Raw genomic sequence first — 16,925 nt, 5'->3', positions numbered from 1 at the left:
AAACCGGTGTCATTAGCAATCCTCCTTGGCCCTGGAGCACCTTCATTACAGCGTCACGCCGCGCTTCCAGATCGCGATCGCGCGCTGCCCGGCGCGCTCTGCCGCGCATTTCTCTCCGCTGGCGATGGCTGCAATGCGCTCAAGGAACGCCTTGTCAGCTTCCTCATTGCCTTCACGCAAAGCTTGCGACGCGTCGAAATCGATCCAATGCGGTTTGGCCTCTGCAAGCTCGCGATTCGAGGCCACCTTCATCGTTGGCACCGGAAACCCAAGCGGAGTCCCGCGTCCGGTAGTGAACAGCACCATGGTTGCCCCTGCCGCAGCCAGAGCGGACGAAGAGACAGCATCATTGCCTGGTGCTTCCAGCAGAGTGAGGCCTGCCTTGGTTGCCTGGCCGCCATAGTCGACTACATCAACCAGCGGGGCATTGCCGCCCTTCTGCACGGCGCCGAGTGACTTTTCCTCCAGCGTGGTGATCCCGCCGGCAAGATTTCCGGGCGAGGGGTTCTCGGAGACCGGAAGCCCCTGATCGAGGTAATAGCGCTTGAACCGGTTCACCAGCCCGGCAGCGCTGGCAAATACCGGCGCATCTACCGCACGATCGAGCAAGGCCTGTTCGGCCCCGAAGATTTCAGGAATTTCGGTCAGAATTGCCCGTCCGCCAGCAGCGGCAAGACTATCGGTGAAACGCCCCAACAGCGGATTGGCGGTCAGGCCGGAGAAGCCATCGGATCCGCCGCACTTCATCCCAACCGCGAGCTCGGCCAACGCGAGTGCTTCGCGCCGCGCCGGTGATGCTTGCTCGACCAGTTCGTCGATCAAGGCACCGGCCATCGCCAGTTCATCGCCCGCGCTTTGGCTTGAGAGTATGCGCAATTTGCTTCGCGCGGCTTCTGGGATGCATTCAACCAAAGCATCAAGCTGGTTCGATTCGCAGCCCAATCCCAGCAAAAGCACGCCCGCGGCGTTGGGGTTGGCGGCAAGGCCAGCCAGCAGCGCGCGCGTGCCGGAAAGGTCGTCGCCAAGCTGCGAACAGCCGTGGGGGTGGGTAAATCCGTAGATCCCGTCAATGGCCGGTCCGTGGCGGTCCCGCGCTGCGCTCGCCACCATTTCCGCGGTGAGGCCGACACAGCCTACGGTTGGGAGAATCCAGACTTCGTTGCGGGTGGCCGCGCGTCCGTCGGCGCGGCGATAGCCCTGCCAGGTGACCTGCGCAGGGCTGACCGATTCTGCTGTCGTGGCCCGCCCCGGCGCATAGCTGAGCTCGCCAACGAGAGCTGTGCCAAGGTTGTGGGAATGGACATGGTCGCCTGGCGCGATGGTGCTGGTGGCACGACCGATCGGTTGGCCGTACTTGGTAACACGGGCACCTTCGACATGCGCGACCAAAGCCACCTTGTGCCCCTGCGGAACTGCGTGAGCCAGTGTCACGCCCAGCGCGCTGGTTCCTGCGGCAAGCGGCGCAAGTGCCACCGCAACGGTATCGGCATCGTGTATGCGCAGCAGCGCGGGAAAGGTCGAGGTCATTGCAAGCCTGTGTAATGGTAACCGGTGTCAAGATTGCCTTGCCTCGCACAACAAGGCAAGGCACAAACCAGCATCGGATTGTCCGGCAGCGAAACGGGATTTGGCATGGCGACCAGGGGCAAGGGCGATGTGAAGCCGACGATCAACGATGTTGCACGCCTGTCCGGTGTATCGAAGAAGACGGTCAGCCGGGTGATCAACCGTTCGCCGTTGCTCAATCATGCCACCCGGGAAAAGGTTGAGGCGGTCATTGCCGAACTTGGCTATGTTCCCAACCCGCAGGCACGGGCCTTGGCGCTGCGGCACAACTTCGTGCTGGGGATGATCTACGACAACCCCAATGCGCAGATGGTGCTGAATTTCCAGGAAGGCGTACTGGACGCCATCCGCGAGACCGAATTCGCGCTGGTGATCCACCCGGTTGATCGCCACAAGACCGGTCTGTTTGACGACATCCGCAAGTTCATTGAGCAACAGCGGCTCTATGGCGTGATGATCCTGCCGCCGCTGTCAGAAGACGATGCCTTTGTTTCGCTGTTTGACGAACTGGGCTGCCGCTATGTTCGCATGGGCTCGGCCGAGCTCGACGATCCGGCCCATTTGGTGCAGTCGAACGATCGTCAGGCCGTTCGTGAAGCAATCGAGTTTTTGATTGAGCAGGGGCACCGCCGAATTGGATTGATCGAAGGACCAGAAGGGTTCCGCTCTGCGCTGGAACGCCGCGAAGGTTGGCGAGAGGCCCTGCAAGCGCATGGCTTGCCGCATGGTCCGGAACTGACCGCACGCGGCAACTACACCTTTGAGACCGGTCTGTCGGCGGGCGCGCAGCTGCTCGATCAGGCTGCGCCGCCCAGTGCCATATTCGCCAGCAACGACGTGATGGCGGCGGGCGTGGTGCACGCCGCGCGCGAGCGCGGGCTTGAAGTGCCGGGCGATGTCTCGATTGTCGGGTTTGACGATACGGCGATCGCCGCAACGATCTGGCCGCCGCTGACCACCGTGCGATGGCCAATTCGCAGCATGGGCCGCTCGGCAGCGCGCAAGCTGATCCATCCGGATCTGGCGGCAAAAGAGCAGTCACAGTTTCCGACCGAGTTCGTTCCGCGCGCATCGACCGCGGCGCCAAAAGCTTGATCTGATCGGATTGAACCGCTGGTGCCCACTTGCTCCCCCTTGATCAAAGCAATGACACCGGTTACCATTGGCCGGACATTTGCCGCTTCAGCATGAAAGACCAGCCATGAAAATCGCACTGATCATCGAAAACAGCCAGGCAGCCAAGAATGCCATCGTGCACGATGCGCTGACCGCCGTTGCTGAGCCGCTGGGCCATCAGGTTCACAACTATGGCATGTACACCCCTGAAGATTCGGCTTCGCTGACCTACGTGATGAACGGCCTGCTGGCCGGCATCCTGTTGAATTCGAAGGCTGCCGATTTCGTGGTGACTGGCTGCGGGACTGGCATGGGCTCGATGCTGGCCTGCAATTCGATGCCTGGCGTGTTCTGCGGACTGGTGATCGATCCGACCGACGCATTCCTGTTCAGCCAGATCAATGACGGCAATGCGATGTCGATGCCTTACGCCAAAGGCTTTGGCTGGGCGGCGGAGCTCAATCTGCAGGATTGCTACCGCAAGATCTTCGAGAATGAAGGCGGGGCGGGCTATCCCAAGGAACGCGCGCACTTCATGGCCGCGAACCGCTCGATCCTGAAGGACATGAAGGCGGCCTCGTGCAACGACATGCTGACCGTACTCAAGTCGGTCGATCAGGACTTGCTCAAGGCGGCCATCGCGGGTGAGAAGTTTGCCGAGCTGTTCTACCCGAATTGCCAGGACCAGGCGATCGCCGACTACTTGCGCGCGCTCTGAGGCAGGCCCGAAGTGACCATTTCCTTCTCTCTCGCCGGCAAGGCTGCACTGGTTACCGGGGCCAACACCGGGATCGGTCAGGCTATCGCGGTCGCTCTGGCCGAAGCTGGGGCCGACGTCGCCTTGGCTGGGCGCAGCGAGCCTGCTGAAACGTTGCGGATGATCGGTGCGACTGGCCGCAAGGCGGTGAGCATCGCCGCCGACCTGTCTACAATCGAACCAGTCGATCGGGTGATCGATGAAGCCGTCAACGCACTCGGCCGGATCGACATCCTGGTCAACAATGCCGGAATCATCCGCCGCAATGACCTGGCCGATTTTACCGAAGAGGATTGGGACGCAGTAGTCGATACCAATCTCAAGAGTCTCTTCTTCCTCAGCCAGGCGGCAGCGCGCCACATGGCTGCACAAGGCAGCGGCAAGATCATCAATATTGCCTCGCTACTCAGCTTTCAGGGCGGGGTCAGGGTGCCCAGCTATGCGGCGGCCAAGTCGGGCGTCGCCGGGGTAACCAAGGCCATGGCCAATGAGCTTGCTTCCAAGGGCGTGCAGGTCAATGCGATCGCGCCCGGTTACATCCAGACCAACAACACCGCCGCGCTGCAGGCTGACGAGACCCGCAACCGTCAGATCCTCGAGCGGATTCCGACAGGGCGTTGGGGCAGTCCGGAGGATATTGCCGGGGCAGCGGTGTTCCTCGCCTCGCCTGCGTCCGACTACGTCACTGGCCATATCCTGGCAGTCGACGGCGGCTGGCTGGCACGCTAGCATCTGATGATGGCCGCTCCCGTTGTCTGCTTTGGCGAATTGCTGTTTCGGCTCACTCCACCTGGGCACCAGCTGATGGTTCAGGCTGACAGCTTGGAGTTGGCGGTTGGCGGAGCTGAAGCGAATGTTGCGGCGGCGCTGGCCGCATTGGGCAATCCCGTGCGTTTTGCCGGACTGGTCAGCGACAATGCCCTTGGTGACCGCGCGATCGCTGCATTGCGAAGTGCCGGAGCCGATACCGGGTTTGTCGCTCGGGCACCGGGCCGGATGGGCCTCTACTTTATGGAAGATGGTGCGGGTACCCGGCCCTCGGCCATCACATATGATCGGGCCGGAAGTGCCTTTGCCGAGGCATGTCCCGAGGCGATCGACCTTGTCGGGGCGCTGACAGGGGCGCGGCTGTTGCATTGCGGCGGCATCACCCCGGCCCTCGGCCCCAAAGGCGTGGCGCTGGCCCGCGCCGCGCAAGATGCAGCAAAAGCCGCCGGCGTGCCGATCTGTTTTGATGGCAATTACCGCTCACAGTTGTGGGCTGCCTGGGACAGCAATCCAGGCATGGTGCTGCGCGATCTGGTCAAGGATGCGACTATCCTGATTGGCAACCACCGCGACATCTCGTTGCTGCTGGGGCGCGCGTTTTCGGGCGACGGATCAGACCGACGGCGCGAAGCGGCTGAGGCGGCATTTGCCGCGTTCCCGAAGTTGCAGCTGATCGCATCGACGGCGCGGCACCTGGTGACCAGCGATCACCACCGTATCACCGCCAGGGTCGATAGCCGCGACGCCGCGCACCAGACCGCCGAGATCGACGTGACCGGCATTGTCGAGCGAATTGGTACTGGTGACGCATTCGCCGCAGGCCTGCTCCACCGCTGGCTCGAAGGCGCTAGCGTCCAGACCATGGCCGAGGGCGGGCTTGCCCTAACCGCGCTCAAGCATTCATTGCCCGGAGACATGTGCCTGGCCAGCCGGGCCATGCTGGAGAGCTTTGACGCCGACGGGGGCGATGTCCGGCGCTGACGGCTGGAGCCGCCGTGCCGCGTTGGCAGGCGGCCTGGCTATGCCATTTGCCGCCAGAGCAAGCGCAATTGCGCCAGCGGAGCCCGATTTTGTTGCCTATCAAATGATCCGAGCGCCCGACGGGGAATATCGCAGCGTCGCTTGGAGCAGCCACACCAATCCCGATAGTCCACCGCGAGTACATTCCTACCCGGGAATCTGGTATGGCCATGCACCGCGCTTCCGACCGCCGATACCTGTTCTTTCTGCGCAACAGGCCGAAGGCCCGTCCTTTGGACCGGCATGCCCGCAGCAGAGCGATCGGTATCAGCCCCAAGCAGAGAACTGCTTGTTTCTCAATGTGTGGACGACCGGCGGGCCGAAGAGTCCGAAGCGCCCGGTCATGGTCTATTTCCACGGCGGGGCCTATTCGACCGGCTCGGTCACTGACCCACTCAATGATGGCGCAAAACTGGCCGAACGCGGCGAAGTCGTGGTTGTCACCGTCAACCACCGGCTCAACGCGCTGGGCTACCTTTACCTGCCCGATCGCTTTCCCGACAGTGGCAACAATGGCCAGTTGGACCTTATTGTCGCGCTGCAATGGATCCAGCGCAACATAGTCGCCTTCGGGGGCGATGCCGCGAACGTCACGGTCTTCGGCCAATCGGGCGGCGGGGCCAAGATTGCGACCCTGATGGCAATGCCGGCCGCCAAGGGACTGTTCCATAAGGCGATCACCATGTCGGGTCAGCAGGTCACCGCTCCTGGCCCGCTCAATGCCGCCAAACGGACGCAGGCGTTCCTCGACAAGCTGGGGCGCGGAGTCGATCCCGCAACCGCGCCAGTCGCGCAATTGGTCGGCGCGCTTGCTGCCACTGATCCGATCATGGGGGGCGGACTCTACATGGGGCCAGTGCTCGACATGAAGCACCTCACCCGCCACCCGTTCTGGCCCGACCCGGCGCCACAGGGCAATGCGATCCCGATGCTGCTGGGCAATTGCGTTGCCGAAACCCGGGCGTTCTTTGGTCCGGATAGTCGCCAGCTGAAAGGTCTCGACTGGTCGAATCTGGCCGCACGGGCGGGACCCGAACTGAGGGTCGATATAGATCCCGCCTGGGTCACCGCGCAGTTTCGCGCGCGCTATCCGGCGGACAATGCTGAGCAGATCTTCCACCGGATGGTCACCGCCGGAAGATCTTGGCGCGGACAAGTCGAGGAAGCTGATGCGCGCGCCAAGGCCGGACTGCGCACGACCTGGGTCTATCAACTCGATTTCGAGCAGGCCAAGCATACCGATGATATCGGCTTGGCTTTCGGCACCTTCGAAAGCCCTACCCCAGCAAGGCAGGCAATGAGCGATACGGTAATGGATGCTTTCGTGCGGTTTGCCCGTACCGGCAATCCGGGTTGGGCACCCTATAGCTTGGCACGGCGCGACACGATGGTGTTCGACAGTACCAGCCGCCTGGTGTCCGATCCGCGCAAATGGGAGCGCGAGCTGTTCGCCCGCGTACCCTACATCCAGCCAGGCAGCTGAAGCCGAGCGTTACGGGTTAGGGTAGGCAATGATCAGGGATAGCGGCTGTTTGCCAAGCTGCCGAATGCCGACCACCGCACCCTTGTAGAGGTAGGCGGTCATGCCCTTGGTCAGCACCGCGCGCTTGCCATCGGACACCACCTCGCCAGTCCCGCCGAGCACGTAGTAGACTTCGTCATGGTCAATCCGGTGTTCGCCGATTGCGGCGCCGCGATGCAGGATCCGGCGGCGGAATTCCATCGCCCGCGGTTGGGGCACGGCATCGCTGATCCGGAAAGCAGTCGACATGCCGATGGCCCCATGCGGGGGCGGTTCATCGCGCCTGGTTGCCGCCTCGTCGATCACCACCATCGCCGGTGCGGCAGATAGCAGCAGGACCGCCCAGCCGATCATTGTCCAGCTGTCCGCATCGCCTTGTCGCGGGGGCTGAGATTTTCCTGCACCGCGCCTTTTTGTCCTGGATAGCGGCCTGAGCGGGGCCGCAAGGTCTCAAGGTTCCAGTCCGCCGCAACGAACGGGGCGCGCGTCTCGGGCGGGCGAGGATAGCCGGTGCCGACTTCGCGTTCGTCGTCGATAATTTCACCGCGACCTTCGGCGATAAAAAAGATCACCCGAACATCGTCAGCAGCGCGGTCCCAGGGCCTGGCGCCGACGCTGGAAAGCAGGCTGGACTCAAGCTCGCCTGATGGCAGGATGGTCATGCCCGAAAGGTCAGCCAACGGCCTCTTCGCCCGAATCAGGCGCGCCTTGGTTTCACCGTACCGGCCAAATTCGGGCAGCGGCTGGCCATGGCGGTCAACCGCGCGGTTGTCGCGGCCATAGTATGCCAGGTCACCGTCTCCGCCCAGCATCAGGAACGGCAGGCGTTCAACGGTATCATCACCGCCGCGCATGACATTACCGACAGATGTGATCTCGCCGGTTTGGTAGGCATGATCGGCCCACTCCAGCGCCATCAGGTTGTAGTGCACTGCACGGCGGCCAGGATTGTAGATCATGTTGTTGACGAGCAGCACCCGCGCCCCGCCCTTGACCAGCGGCGATCGCTCAAGATTGTGCGCCCAGACATTGCGGTAGAACACAATTCCGGTGGCGTTGTCATGGACCAGCGACCCTTTGGAGTGTTCACCCTTGGGATGACTGGCATTGGCCAGACCTTCTGCTGCAAGGTTGTTGCGAAACACGATGTCATGGCTGGTGCCAGCGCGCCATTCGGCCGGAGTGGTTCCTGTAAAGCGCGGGCCCGAAGCGGACATGTTCTCGTCAATTCCCCACAGGAAACTGCAATTCTCAATGATCACATGGTGGGCGCCGACGGTCGACAGCGCGTCGGCTTCCCAGCCCGAATAATGGGGCTGCCCATCGGCTCCGGTCATCACCCGGATGTGACTGATGATCACATCATGACCTCTGAGGTCGATCCCGCCGCGAATGATGGTGATTCCGGGGGTCGGTGCAGTCTGACCGGCGATCGTGAGGTAGGGCTCCGAGATTGTCAGTGTCTCGCGGCCCAGATCGATCACACCGCCCACTTCGAACACAACAATCCGGGGGCCTTTTGCCTCCAGTGCGGCCTTGAGCGAGCCCGGGCCATCCTTGGCCAAAGTCGTCACTGCGATGATTCGCCCTCCGGCTCCCCCGCGAGTCGGCTCGAGAGACGGTGATGAAGCGCTTGCTGCCAGTCCGGACATCTGCAGGAAAGCCCAGAACAAGACTAGAAGGCGCAGTTTTCGAAACATCGCTCAACCTCCGGTTTCAGCCTTCTTGACAGAGCAAACAAGACAGGGCAATAAAAATGACACCGGTTACCAAATCGGATGGAGCGCTGCCGAGGGCCGCGCCCTCCGGGCTGGTGAGAATGGAAGGAGGGGTGCCGAAGGACAAAGAATGCGGGAACGCATTCTCCTTTGACACCGGTATCAATTGCCAATCGCCGTTAAGGCGCTGAGGGGAACGAGAATGCGCAACAACGTTTCAGGGATGTCGCTGCTCAAGATTGCACTTATCACCGGGAGCGCGTTTACCGTGCCCGCAGTGGCCCATGCTCAAGATGTTCCTGCGGCTGATGAGGCTCCGGTTGACGAGATCATCGTCACCGGCTTCCGCCAGTCGCTCGAAGCTGCGCTCAACGTCAAGAAGACCTCGGTCGGCGCGGTCGATGCGATTGTTGCCGAAGACATTGCCAAGTTCCCCGACCAGAACCTCGCCGAATCGCTGCAGCGCATCCCCGGCATCTCGATCTCGCGCGATGGCGGCGAAGGCCGCTCGATCACCGTGCGCGGCCTGTCGAGCCAGTTCACCCGCGTACGCGTCAACGGCATGGAAACGATCGCCACCTCGGTCGATGGCGCCAGCGCCAACCGCGACCGCGCGTTCGATTTCAACGTCTTCGCCTCGGAACTGTTCTCAAGCCTGGTCGTCCACAAGACCGCCGAAGCATCGCTCGATGAAGGCTCGCTCGGCGCCGTGGTCGATCTCAACACCGGCAATCCGCTCAAGGGCAAGGCTGGCCTCAGCGGCGCGCTTTCGCTGGTCGGTTCGTACAACGATCTGTCTGACACCATCGGCCCGCGCGCGGCCGGCATGGTCAGCTGGCGCAACGACGCCGGTACGCTGGGCGTAGCGATCTCGGCCGCCTATTCGAAGACCAAGACTCTGGAACTGGGCAACAACACCGTGCGCTGGGCGCAGGCGCGCTTCGACGGGGTCGACGGGACCAACTGCTTTACCACGGCGAATTCGGGCGGCAGCTATGTTGCCAGCGCCGCCTGCGACAAGGCCGCGCTGGCCTTTCACCCGCGCATCCCGCGCTACGGCGAAGTCGCGCATGACCGCGAGCGCCTCGGCCTCACCGGCTCGATCCAGTTTGCCCCGACCGAAGCGACCAAGTTCTCGATCGACGGGCTCTATTCGAAGTACGATGCGGTCCGTCAAGAATCGTGGGGCGAAGTCCTGCTTCGCTCGAACGAGCGCTCGATCAATGTTGTGAACCCGGTTTACGATGGCAACAACAACATGATCAAGGCGACGCTCAACGACGCATGGGTCCGCACCGAAGCCTATCGCCGCGAAAGCTCGACCGAATTTTATCAGGTCGGCGCGACCTGGGATCAGGAAATCGGTGATCGCTTCCGCTTCACCCTGCTCGGTGGTTTCTCGAAGTCGAGCGCCGACATCCCGGTCGAAACGACGATCATCTTCGATGACCGCGATGCCCAGGGCTATTCGTTCGACTATACCGATATGGCCCATCCGAAGCTGACTTTCGGCACCAGCGTTGCCGATCCGGCCAACTTCCAGCTCGCCGAAATCCGCGATCGTCCTTCGGGCGTCGACAACAAGTTCAAGACGATCCAGCTGCGCACCGAATTCGATGTCACCGAAGGCTTCAAGCTCAAGTTGGGCGCGGTGTGGCGGCGCTACAACTTCGACGTTGCCGCCTTCACGCGTGATACGGCCGTCTGCGGCAACGGCGGCACCAGCCTTGTCACCAGCGCGAATGGCACGATTGCCTGCTCGGCCTCCAGCCTGTTCGGCCCGACTGCGGTTTACGGCTTCCCCGTCACGCCTGCGCTGTCGCAGCTGTTCACCATGGGCGATGCCGGCCAGCCTGCGGGCAATACCAATTCCTGGCTGATCCCCAACCTGCCGGCGGCAACGGCCTTTACCGGGCTCTACAACCGCACGCCGGCGCTCGACGCGGGCAACAACCGCGGCGTTCAGGAAACCACCAAGGGTGCCTACTTCCAGGTTGACGCCAATGGCGAAATGCTGGGGCTCAAGTACGCGCTCAATGCCGGCGTCCGTTACGCCAAGACCGACCAGTCGTCCTATGGCCTCGTCAGCGGCGTCAACGCCACAGTAACCCGCAGCTATGACGACTGGCTTCCCTCGGCAAACCTCGCTGTTTTCCCGCACGACGACGTGATCTTCCGCGCGGCGATTGCCGACGTGATGACCCGTCCGACGCTCGGCTCGCTCACCCCTGGCGGTTCGGCTGACGGTTTCAACTACCGCGTGACCAGCGGCAACCCGTTCCTCGAACCCTACCGCGCCACCAACCTCGACCTGGCGCTGGAATGGTACTTCGCCCCCGGCGCAGTGCTCTCGGCTGCGTGGTTCCACAAGAAGGTCCACACCTTCACCCAGTCGGCTTCGGTGACCGGTGCCACATTTACCCAGACCGGCCTGCCGGTATCGGTGCTCAACCCGTCTTCGCCGGCAGCGTTGAACCCGGCACAGCTCAGCCAGCCGATCTGGACGCTGTCGACCACGGTCAACGGTTCGGGTGCAACGCTGAAGGGCTGGGAATTCGCCGCGCAGGTGCCATTCAAGGCCTTTGCCGACGGCATCCTCGGCAACTTCGGCGTGATCGCCAATGCCACCTTCATCCAGTCGGACGCCACCTTCAACCTGCAAGGACCGGCCATCGTGCCCAACGGCGCGCTGCAGAACACGACCGTGGTCAACACCCTGTCGAACGTCTCGAAGGAGGCCTACAACGGCACGCTTTACTATGACGACGGCAAGTTCAGCGCACGCATCATGGTCAGCTACCGCGGACGTTACCATGAAGGCTCGAGTGGCACCGGCAACCTGCTCGAGGGTTATGGCGCAACGACCAACCTCGACGCGTCAATCCGTTACAAGGTGACCGACTGGTTGGAGCTTTCGGTGGAAGGCAACAACCTGCTCGACACCTATCGCTATCGCTTCACCGATTTCGATGCCGACCGGAATTACGAAAACAACCACTTCGGCCGTACGATCCTTTTTGGTGCACGGCTCAAGATGTAACGCACCCAGGCAGGTTAACCGAGGGACTGGCTCAGGGCATGGATATTGATCGCAGATCGCTCCTTGCCGCCGGGCTGGTAGCCGGCCTGGCACAGCGGGCGGAGGGGCAAACCCCTCCGCCCGTTGCCGCTTCGGGACTTCCGCCTGGCCTGCCGCAACCGACTGAAACGATCGATCTGTGGCCGAAGGGCGCACCTGGAGCACCGCCGGTGCCCTTGATCGAGACTGTCAACGAACGTTCGGCCGATACCCTGGTCACCGACCGCGCAGTGTTCGGGATCAGCCGATCCCGCATGGCAGTGTTCCGGCCCGACCGGCCCAATGGCGCGGCTGTCCTGCTGACGCCCGGCGGCGGTTACAAATGGGTCGTGGTGGACAAGGAAGGTTATGAAATGGCGCGCTGGCTCTCCGCGCGCGGGTTCACAGCCTTTGTCCTGTTCTATCGTTTGCCTGGCGAAGGCTGGGCCAGCGGAGCCGATACCCCGCTTGCCGACGCGCAGCGTGCGATGCGCCTGATCCGTCATGGCGCACGCGATTTTGCCATCGATCCAGAGCGCGTTGCGGCGATGGGCTTTTCTGCAGGCGGGCATGTCTGCGCAGACCTGGCAGCGCGTTTTGCAGCGCCTGTCTATTCCCCGATCGATCCGGCGGACCGGCTTTCGGCCAAGCCGCATTGCGCGGCGCCAATCTATCCGGTGGTCAGCATGGACCCGGCAATTGCTCACCCCGGCTCGCGCCAATTGCTGCTGGGCAAGGCGCCCAGCGCTGCGGCAGAAGCAGCGCATTCTCCAGATCGCAACGTTCCTGCAGATGCACCGTCGCATTTCCTCCTTCACGCTGAAGATGATGACGTAGTGCCGGTGGACAACACCTTGCGCCTCCATGCCGCCTTGCGCGCGCGCAAGGTGCCAGCCGAATTGCACCTGTTTGCCAACGGCGGTCACGGCTTCGGGCTGCGCAAGGCCGTTGGCAAGCCGGTTGAAGCCTGGCCTGAGCTTTGGCGGGCCTGGGCCCGCACCGTCGGGTTGGGCTGATGGATATCGATCGCCGCGACGTGCTCAAGGCAGCCACCCTTGGGACCATGAGCATTGGCGCCGGGCCTGCCACTGCCGCTGCGCCTCGCGCTGGCCAGTTTCTCAACCCGGTCATCGCCGGGGACCGGCCCGATCCCGCAATCCTCAAGGATGGGCAGGACTACTACCTGACCTTTTCCAGTTTCGATGCTTATCCGGGTCTGACCATCTGGCATTCGCGCGATCTGGTCCATTGGCAACCGCGCCGACCGGCTTTGACCCGCAACATCGGATCGGTCTGGGCGGTCAGCCTGGAAAAGCATGAAGGGCGCTATTTTCTCTACATTCCGGTCAAGGCCCAGCCCAATGACATCTACGTCTGCTGGGCCGATCATATCGATGGACCATGGAGCGATCCCACACCCTTGGGCCTCCATCGGCACATCGATCCCTGCCACACCGTTGCCGAAGATGGCTCGCGCTGGCTGTTCCTCTCAGGTGGGGACCGGGTTCGGCTCTCTGATGACGGCCTAAGCGTCGTGGGGACGGTCGAGCATGTTTATGATCCTTGGCGCTATCCACCCGATTGGGATGTCGAAGGCTTTTCGCCCGAAGGCCCCAAGATCCTGCGGCGTGGAGACTGGTATTATATGATCACCGCGGTTGGCGGAACCGCGGGTCCGCCAACCGGGCACATGGTGATCGCCGCACGCTCACGCTCGTTGCATGGGCCATGGGAACAGCATCCCGGCAATCCTCTGGTCCGGACCCGCTCCGAACGCGAAGCATGGTGGTCGCGCGGCCATGCCTCGCTGGTCGAAGGCCCGGATGGATCATGGTGGGCGCTCTATCACGGTTACCGCGCGGGCTTCTGGACGCTGGGGCGGCAATGCCTGCTCGATCCGATCCGCTGGACTGCCGACGGCTGGTTCCGGATGACTGGCGGCGATCTCTCCCGGCCGCTTCCCTCCCCGCGTGGCGGTGAAGCTGTGCCGCACGGGCTGGCCCTGAGCGACGACTTTTCGGCGCCGCTAATGCTGGGCACCAAGTGGACCTTCTTTCGCCCGGCGCCGGACGAGGCCAGCCGCGTCAGCAGCCGGCAGGGCGTGCTACATTTCAAGGGCAGCGGAGCCGCACCTTCCAGCGGATCGCCTTTGCTGCTCAATACCGGCGACACTTCGTACAGCTTCGAATGCGATATCGAACTCGATCCCGGCGTCACCGCGGGACTGGTGCTGTTCTACGATGACAAGCTCTACTGCGGCCTCGGCTTCGACGCCGAGCGCTTTGTAACCCACCAATACGGCATCGAACGCGCGCGCCCGGCAAACCCGCACGGCGGGCAGATGCGCATGCGGATCACCAACCGGCGCCACATCATCTCGATCCATACCAGCGGCGATCATGGCAAAAGCTGGCAGCGTTTCGATCGCGGGATGGAAGTATCCGGCTATCACCACAACGTCCGAGGTGGTTTTCTTTCACTTCGGCCCGGACTTTACGCAGCCGGTACCGGCGAAGCCCGCTTTCGCAACTTTCAATACAAGGCATTAGAAAACTGACATGGCGCGCCCATTGAACCTGCACCCCGACCGCTTGTTTCCTGCTGACCACAAGGTTCGAAATATCGCACGCGAACTCTACGCAGCGGTGAAGGATCTGCCGATCGTCAGCCCGCATGGCCATACCGACCCGCGCTGGTTTGCAGCCAACGAGCCGTTCGGCAACGCCACGGAGTTGCTGCTGGTGCCCGATCATTACGTCTTCCGGATGCTCTATTCGCAAGGCGTGCCAATGGAGGCGCTGGGGGTTCGAAATCCCGATGTTGATCCGCGCGCGGCCTGGCACCTGTTCGCCGAACGCTATCACCTGTTCCGGGGCACCCCCTCGCGGATGTGGCTCGATTGGGTCTTTGCCGAGGCTTTCGGGATCGAAGTCCTGCTGGGTGCCGAAACCGCCGATCACTACTACGATACGATCACGCAGGCGTTGATGACCGATGCTTTTCGTCCGCGTGCGTTGTTCGAACGCTATAACATCGAAGTTATTGCCACCACCGAAAGCCCGATCGACAGCCTTGAGCATCACGCGACAATTCGCCAATCTGGCTGGCAGGGCAAAGTCATTACTGCCTATCGCCCCGATCCGTTGGTCGACCCAGAGTTCGAAGGGTTTCGCGACAACCTGCGGATCTTTTCGAACCTTACCGGTGAGGATTGCCTGAGCTGGCCGGGCTATCTCGCTGCGCATCGACAGCGGCGAGCCTTCTTTGCCGATATGGGCGCGACCAGTACCGATCATGGCCACCCCAGTGCCCAGACTGCCGATCTCTCCCAGACCGAAGCGGAGGCGCTGTTTGCCAAGGTCAGTGCCGGAACTTTCACCCCCGCTGAGGCCGAGCTGTTCCGCGCCCAGATGCTGACCGAGATGGCCGGGATGAGCCTGGAAGACGGGCTGGTCATGCAGATCCACCCCGGTGCCTTCCGCAACCACAACGCTGCCGTGTTCGCGCGGTTCGGTCGCGACAAGGGTGCCGATGTGCCCAGCCGCACCGAATATGTTCAAGCGCTCAAGCCGATGCTGGATCGTTATGGTAATGAGGCTGCTCTTTCGATCATCCTCTTCACGCTCGATGAAAGCACTTATGCGCGCGAACTGGCTCCACTCGCAGGGCACTATCCCTGCCTCAAGCTCGGCCCAGCATGGTGGTTCCACGACAGTCCCGAAGGCATGCGCCGTTTTCGCCGGGCGACGACCGAAACTGCGGGATTCTACAACACGGTCGGCTTCAATGACGACACCCGGGCCTTCCTTTCAATCCCGGCGCGTCACGATGTCGCGCGGCGGATCGATTGCGGGTTCCTGGCCGAACTGGTTGCAGAGCACCGGATCCAGGACTGGGAAGCCGCCGAGCTGGCGCAGGACCTTGCCTACAATCTGGTCAAGCAGGCTTACCGGCTGTGAGACTTGCGAAATCGACCCTATCCGGACTTGATCCATCGGTGGCATGCTTTGGCTATGATCGCAGTGCACAAGGCATCGGGATCGTGCATTTCGGGATCGGCGCATTCCACCGGGCGCACCAGGCCTGGTACACCGATGCGGCGATGAATGCAGGTGAGCGGAACTGGATGATCACCGGCGTCTCGCTGCGCTCGGGCGATGTCGCGGATCAGCTGAACCCACAGGACGGTCTCTATACCCTCAGCGAATGTTCTGCCGCAGGCTGCAAGTCCCGGGTGATCGGTTCGGTAGCCAATGTACTGGTAGCCAGCCGCGAGCCCGATGCGGTCGTCGCCGCACTGGCTGCGCCGGGTACTCATATCGCCAGTTTTACCATCACCGAGAAGGGTTATTGCCGCGCCGCCGATGGTTCGCTCGATATGGCGCAAGCAAGCGAAGGGAGCATCTACCGCTTGCTAGCGCAAGGGCTGCGCCAGCGCAGTGACGCTGGGTTGCCAGGTCTTACGCTGCTGTCTTGCGACAATCTGGCCGAGAACGGCCAGCAACTCGATCGGTTGATGCGCGAATATCTGGCGCAGCAGGATCCGGCGTTGCTCGATTGGTACGCCGAATATTGCGCGTGCCCGCAGACCATGATCGACCGGATCGTCCCGGCCACCACCGAGCAAGACAGGTCTGCGGTCGCTTCTGCAAATGGTTTGACCGATCTGGGCGCGGTGATGACTGAGCCATTCAGTCAATGGGTGATCGAAGACCGGTTTGCCGGACCTCGACCTCATTGGGAGATCTATGGCGCTAACCTGGTTTCCGATGTTGCCCCCTTTGAAACCGCTAAGCTCAGGATGCTCAACGGAGCGCATTCGCTGCTGGCCTATTGCGGGTTGCAGCACGGCTACACTTATGTTCACGAAGCGATTGCCGACCCTCACCTGAGGACCCTGGTCGACCAGCTGATGTTGCAGGAAGCAGCCCCCACAATCGCCGCCGCAGCCGAGCAAAATCTGGCCGCATATGCCGCATCGCTGATCAAACGTTTCGCCAACCCTGCCCTCAATCACCGGTTGATCCAGATCGCTATGGACGGCAGCCAGAAGATCCCGCAACGCTGGCTTGAAACACTCGCCGCCAACCGAGTTTTGGGCCGTGACTGCCCGGCCATTTTGTCCGGGCTATCGGCTTGGCTGACCCACATCAGCGGTGTAAATGGTCCAGTTGACGATCCGTTGGCCGACCACTTCGCCAAATTATGGGAGAAGGCAAGTCGTGCCGATTTTGCGGAAGCACTTTTTGGCAATCGAGGATTGCTCGGGGGCGATTGGAACCTCGATGAAGCCGAACGTGCATCGATTGCAGCTTGACCGCTTAGGCGATGCAATTCTGCCCAAAACGCTTCCTTCCTTCATGAGAGGTTTGCGCCCCTAACTAACATCGGCAATCCGTC

13 protein-coding genes are annotated in these 16,925 nt (G+C 62.2%); 10 read left to right on the top strand and 3 right to left on the bottom strand.

Annotated features, from left to right (window positions below; translation table 11 throughout):
- Positions 1–45: 45 nt before the first annotated feature.
- The gene (locus MNBBLIKP_RS06210) at positions 46–1,527 is read right to left on the bottom strand and encodes a UxaA family hydrolase (RefSeq protein ID WP_088308552.1); all 1,482 of its coding nucleotides are present in this window, start codon (positions 1,525–1,527) and stop codon (positions 46–48) included.
- Positions 1,528–1,632: 105 nt separating this feature from the next.
- On the opposite strand from MNBBLIKP_RS06210, the gene MNBBLIKP_RS06205 reads away from it, so the two are divergent.
- From MNBBLIKP_RS06205 to MNBBLIKP_RS06185, 5 genes are all read left to right on the top strand, one after another.
- Positions 1,633–2,661, top strand: a complete 1,029-nt coding sequence (locus MNBBLIKP_RS06205; protein ID WP_088308695.1) for a LacI family DNA-binding transcriptional regulator — start codon at positions 1,633–1,635, stop codon at positions 2,659–2,661.
- A 106-nt stretch (positions 2,662–2,767) separates the two neighbouring features.
- On the top strand, positions 2,768–3,400 hold the full coding sequence (locus MNBBLIKP_RS06200) for an RpiB/LacA/LacB family sugar-phosphate isomerase (RefSeq protein WP_088308550.1): 633 nt from the start codon (positions 2,768–2,770) through the stop codon (positions 3,398–3,400).
- Positions 3,401–3,412: 12 nt separating this feature from the next.
- On the top strand, positions 3,413–4,168 hold the full coding sequence (gene kduD, locus MNBBLIKP_RS06195; RefSeq protein WP_088308549.1) for a 2-dehydro-3-deoxy-D-gluconate 5-dehydrogenase KduD: 756 nt from the start codon (positions 3,413–3,415) through the stop codon (positions 4,166–4,168).
- A 9-nt stretch (positions 4,169–4,177) separates the two neighbouring features.
- Positions 4,178–5,188 (top strand): sugar kinase, encoded by a 1,011-nt coding sequence (locus MNBBLIKP_RS06190; RefSeq protein WP_088308693.1) that lies wholly within the window; start codon positions 4,178–4,180, stop codon positions 5,186–5,188.
- On the top strand, positions 5,175–6,710 hold the full coding sequence (locus tag MNBBLIKP_RS06185) for a carboxylesterase/lipase family protein (protein ID WP_088308547.1): 1,536 nt from the start codon (positions 5,175–5,177) through the stop codon (positions 6,708–6,710). Before MNBBLIKP_RS06190 ends, MNBBLIKP_RS06185 begins: the two co-directional genes overlap by 14 nt.
- A gap of 9 nt (positions 6,711–6,719) precedes the next feature.
- Here the strand turns inward: MNBBLIKP_RS06185 and MNBBLIKP_RS06180 are convergent, their stop codons facing one another.
- Both MNBBLIKP_RS06180 and MNBBLIKP_RS06175 read right to left on the bottom strand, forming a co-directional pair.
- Positions 6,720–7,103 carry a cupin domain-containing protein gene (locus MNBBLIKP_RS06180; protein ID WP_088308545.1) on the bottom strand — a complete coding sequence of 128 codons (384 nt, stop codon included), beginning with the start codon at positions 7,101–7,103 and terminating at the stop codon, positions 6,720–6,722.
- Complete coding sequence (locus MNBBLIKP_RS06175; protein ID WP_254912931.1) at positions 7,100–8,401, bottom strand: pectate lyase family protein; 1,302 nt, start codon at positions 8,399–8,401, stop codon at positions 7,100–7,102. The genes MNBBLIKP_RS06180 and MNBBLIKP_RS06175 overlap by 4 nt, the downstream gene beginning before the upstream one ends.
- A gap of 268 nt (positions 8,402–8,669) precedes the next feature.
- Between MNBBLIKP_RS06175 and MNBBLIKP_RS06170 the strand changes: the two genes are divergently transcribed.
- The 5 genes from MNBBLIKP_RS06170 to MNBBLIKP_RS06150 are packed head-to-tail and all read left to right on the top strand — an operon-like array spanning position 8,670 to position 16,842.
- Complete coding sequence (locus MNBBLIKP_RS06170) at positions 8,670–11,507, top strand: TonB-dependent receptor (protein WP_088308542.1); 2,838 nt, start codon at positions 8,670–8,672, stop codon at positions 11,505–11,507.
- A 38-nt stretch (positions 11,508–11,545) separates the two neighbouring features.
- Positions 11,546–12,541 carry an alpha/beta hydrolase gene (locus tag MNBBLIKP_RS06165; protein ID WP_088308540.1) on the top strand — a complete coding sequence of 332 codons (996 nt, stop codon included), beginning with the start codon at positions 11,546–11,548 and terminating at the stop codon, positions 12,539–12,541.
- Positions 12,541–14,082, top strand: coding sequence for a family 43 glycosylhydrolase (locus MNBBLIKP_RS06160; RefSeq protein ID WP_088308691.1), 1,542 nt, complete (start codon positions 12,541–12,543; stop codon positions 14,080–14,082). Before MNBBLIKP_RS06165 ends, MNBBLIKP_RS06160 begins: the two co-directional genes overlap by 1 nt.
- Position 14,083: 1 nt before the next feature.
- A complete protein-coding gene (gene uxaC, locus MNBBLIKP_RS06155) occupies positions 14,084–15,484 on the top strand; it encodes a glucuronate isomerase (protein ID WP_088308538.1) in 1,401 nt (466 codons plus the stop codon).
- A 38-nt stretch (positions 15,485–15,522) separates the two neighbouring features.
- Positions 15,523–16,842 (top strand): mannitol dehydrogenase family protein, encoded by a 1,320-nt coding sequence (locus MNBBLIKP_RS06150; protein ID WP_254912930.1) that lies wholly within the window; start codon positions 15,523–15,525, stop codon positions 16,840–16,842.
- Positions 16,843–16,925 lie beyond the last annotated feature (83 nt).

The sequence above is a fragment of the Novosphingobium sp. B 225 genome, from assembly GCF_002198665.1.
In the GTDB taxonomy this organism is placed as follows: domain Bacteria; phylum Pseudomonadota; class Alphaproteobacteria; order Sphingomonadales; family Sphingomonadaceae; genus Novosphingobium.
The sequence above is the reverse complement of the archived record's forward strand: the minus strand, read 5'-3'. Positions and strand labels throughout refer to the sequence as shown.